4 protein-coding genes, 1 other RNA gene and 1 pseudogene are annotated in these 3,218 nt (G+C 40.3%); 3 read left to right on the top strand and 3 right to left on the bottom strand.

Annotated elements, in window-relative coordinates; translation table 11 throughout:
- Window positions 1-120 (bottom strand): annotated as a pseudogene (locus tag H5185_RS23145) (outer membrane protein assembly factor BamE); the annotation flags it as partial.
- A gap of 67 nt (window positions 121-187) precedes the next feature.
- Between H5185_RS23145 and H5185_RS21525 the strand changes: the two are divergent.
- Window positions 188-691 carry an outer membrane protein assembly factor BamE gene (locus tag H5185_RS21525; RefSeq protein WP_124016833.1) on the top strand — a complete coding sequence of 168 codons (504 nt, stop codon included), beginning with the start codon at window positions 188-190 and terminating at the stop codon, window positions 689-691.
- 300 nt (window positions 692-991) lie between these two features.
- Here H5185_RS21525 and H5185_RS21520 read toward each other — a convergent pair whose 3' ends face one another.
- A complete protein-coding gene (locus tag H5185_RS21520; RefSeq protein ID WP_124016832.1) occupies window positions 992-1,327 on the bottom strand; it encodes an RnfH family protein in 336 nt (111 codons plus the stop codon).
- On the bottom strand, window positions 1,317-1,754 hold the full coding sequence (locus H5185_RS21515; RefSeq protein ID WP_182743166.1) for an SRPBCC family protein: 438 nt from the start codon (window positions 1,752-1,754) through the stop codon (window positions 1,317-1,319). Before H5185_RS21515 ends, H5185_RS21520 begins: the two co-directional genes overlap by 11 nt.
- Window positions 1,755-2,003: 249 nt before the next feature.
- Between H5185_RS21515 and smpB the strand changes: the two genes are divergently transcribed.
- A complete protein-coding gene (gene smpB / locus H5185_RS21510; protein ID WP_124016830.1) occupies window positions 2,004-2,492 on the top strand; it encodes an SsrA-binding protein SmpB in 489 nt (162 codons plus the stop codon).
- 145 nt (window positions 2,493-2,637) lie between these two features.
- Window positions 2,638-2,993, top strand: a transfer-messenger RNA (tmRNA) gene (gene ssrA, locus H5185_RS21505).
- The last annotated feature ends 225 nt before the right edge of the window (window positions 2,994-3,218 follow it).

Genomic DNA, 3,218 nt, shown 5'->3' with positions numbered 1-3,218 from the left:
TTCTGCTTGTGCTTTAGTCATGTCGACACGAAGTTTTTCGACTTGTTGTGTTTCCATGTAGTTGCCTTGTGGCACATCTGGTTTATATATTAACCAGTCAAATACACAACATCTTTTAATAGACCCTTGTCAGCATAGGGACAGCTTGGGTATGATGACCGACAGAATTTAGGAAGTAGCGCAGACAATGATAAACAAAAAACAAAGTCTTACCCTTGTAAGCGCAGTAGCGCTTTCATTATCTCTTAGCGGATGCAGTGTATTTGACTGGTTAATATATAAACCAGATGTGCCACAAGGCAACTACATGGAAACACAACAAGTCGAAAAACTTCGTGTCGACATGACTAAAGCACAAGCAGAATATATTTTAGGTCGCCCAGTATTACGCGACAGCTTCTCTGATGACACTTGGTACTATGTCTATCATTTCAAAAGTGGTCGAGATGCTAGCATTACTCATAAAGAGTTGATCATTCACTTTAATGGCGACACAATTTCCAGTGTTAGCGGCGATTACGATCTCAGTAAAGAATTTAATACTCCGCTGGAACAAAGCTCATTACCGTCCGTCAACGACCCAGATATGAAGCCTTTACTACCTGAAATTCGCCCAGATGCAAAACCGTTAGTTGAAGAACAACGTCCGGCATTAAAGAACCAGGCAGAAAATGATAATACACCAACATAAGCCACACAATAACATGTGATTTATGCCAAAAAAAAGCAGGACCTCTCATGAGAGTCCTGCTTTTTTTGGCATTTTTTCATTGCCACACATCAATCGAGTTAACCTTAAACTAGCGTTAACACATGGATAAATTAGCCCAAATAACTGTGTTTAACCTATTTCAAAATTAACATAGACGATTTATTTTACAAACTTTGCCCTGCTTATTGCATCCATTGACTTGCGATAAACTCATCATTGACCAAAGGATAATACTCAAAGGCCTAAAGCACATTTTGATAAACGTATATTATTCTAAGTTTAGTTAACTTTAGCACCGGTTATTTTATTAATACGACCTTCATCTTTAGCTTTTTCGGCACGCTTACGGCGAACATCTTTAGGATCGGCAATGAGTGGGCGATATATTTCAACACGCTGCCCAGGAACAAGCACCTCATCATGTTTGGCCTGGCGGCTAAACACCCCAAGCTTAACTTCTTCAAGGTTAATATCAGGAAAAAATTTAACCATATCACTTTGCTTAACGGCTTCAATAAATGTGGTACCTGGAGACACCATCACCGAAATAATTTTCTGCTGTTTTGGTAATGCATAAATAACATCTACCGAAAACTTTTCTGTTTCATTCATCACGATAAATCACCTTTGCCCTATCGGTAAACGCCATTACCATAGACGACATTAAATCTTTAAACACTTTACCAAACGCCATATCAACCAGCATGTTTGAAAATTCAAAATCTAAATCAAACTCAACTTTACAGGCATCGTCGGTTAGTTCAGTAAACTTCCATAGACCATGCATGTACTTAAAGGGACCATTTTCCAATTCAAGTGAAATAGATTTAGCTTGCACCACTTGATTACGAGTAGTAAATGTTTTACTGATCCCGGCTTTACTGACATCAACTGATGCCACCATGGTTTTGCCATCAAATTCCAGTACCTTGCCCCCAACACATCCAGGTAGGAAAGCATGATACGATTCAACATCATTGACTAAATCATACATTTCTAAGGCACTAAATCTAACCAGCATACTTTTGGAAATCTTAGGCATCTGACATCACAATCCTTAATACAATAGCGGGATTTTATCACGTTAAACAAAAAAGGCATCTCTGAGAGTGTTAAATCGCGTTGGAAATAACACAATCATCAAGAAACTCGGTATAATCGTTGTAATATCATAAATCTCCCCCATATCTATTATAGTTAGTAAACATAATAGAGTTTATCAAATGGGCTCACTGCGGGTTGTCCAGCACCATCCTTCAGGTCAATAACGGCAATCAGAACGGTAATAATAATGGTAAAAAAGAAATCAGCAAACGCCTCAGCGAGCATCGCACGCAATAAACGCGCGACCTTTGAATACCGCATTGAAGACAAAATCGAAGCGGGATTACAACTTATGGGCTGGGAAGTTAAGTCCATTCGCATGGGTAAAGTCAATTTATCGGATTGTTATGTCTATATTAAAGAGGGTGAAGCTTTTATGCATGGTTGTACTATTCAACCACTGAATACTGCTTCAACCCATGTAATATGCGATCCAATCAGAACCAAAAAACTGCTATTAAAGCGCAGTGAAATTGACAAGCTTGCCGGCTTAATCGAACGTCAAGGCTATACGTTAATTCCTTTATCAATGTACTGGCGCAAAGGTGCCTGGGTAAAAGTCGAAATAGGCTTAGGTAAAGGTAAGAAAGATCACGATAAACGTGAAGACACCAAAGAACGCGAGTGGAAAATCGAAAAAGCCCGCGTAATGAAAAAAGACAAAGAAAACGCTTAATATTGTTAATGGGCCACTGAAACGATGAAAACTGATAAGTTGTTATTGAACATAGGCCTATAACGAACAGATAGTGAACAAACGATTATATTTTGTTAATGGATACTAGGTATTCATCTCACAAAGCGTTATAGTTAACTCAATTGGGGGCGATTCTGGATTCGACAGGATTCACGAAACCCAAGGAGCATGTCGAGGGGCGGTTGGCCTCGTAAAAAGCCGCACCGTTATAGTTGCAAACGACTCTAACTACTCTCTAGCAGCTTAGGCTAGCTAGCCATCAACCACACGTTTCGCACGTGGACAGTGGATTCTGATGGTCATATTACAGTGTGCTAGCGAGGGAACTCCGTCCGGGGGTGAACCGCGAAACAGTACCGGACTCACCAAGTAGCATCCTGTCTTTCGGAGACTGCTTGGTTAAATAAAAGAGAGACTAAACATGTAGTGCCGAGGATGTAGGCTTTCTGGACGCGGGTTCAAGTCCCGCCGCCTCCACCAATTACCGAAAGGGCTTAGCAGCAATGCTAAGCCCTTTTTCTTTGTCTGCTAGCTCAGTTTAATCCGCTTTATTATTGTGGCTGGATGAGTTTTATAATCAAATTAGTTTATTCGATACCAACACTTCATTGATACTTATTGCCTGCTGCAGGCTAAGTGCAATCACTTCTGTGACACGCTGTAAACCCATCCATGGGCGCTCTGCGAAAACATGGATGTTTTCGC

Source organism: Shewanella sp. SG44-6 (genome assembly GCF_014164185.1).
Taxonomy (GTDB): domain Bacteria; phylum Pseudomonadota; class Gammaproteobacteria; order Enterobacterales; family Shewanellaceae; genus Shewanella; species Shewanella vesiculosa.
The sequence above is the reverse complement of the archived record's forward strand: the minus strand, read 5'-3'. Positions and strand labels throughout refer to the sequence as shown.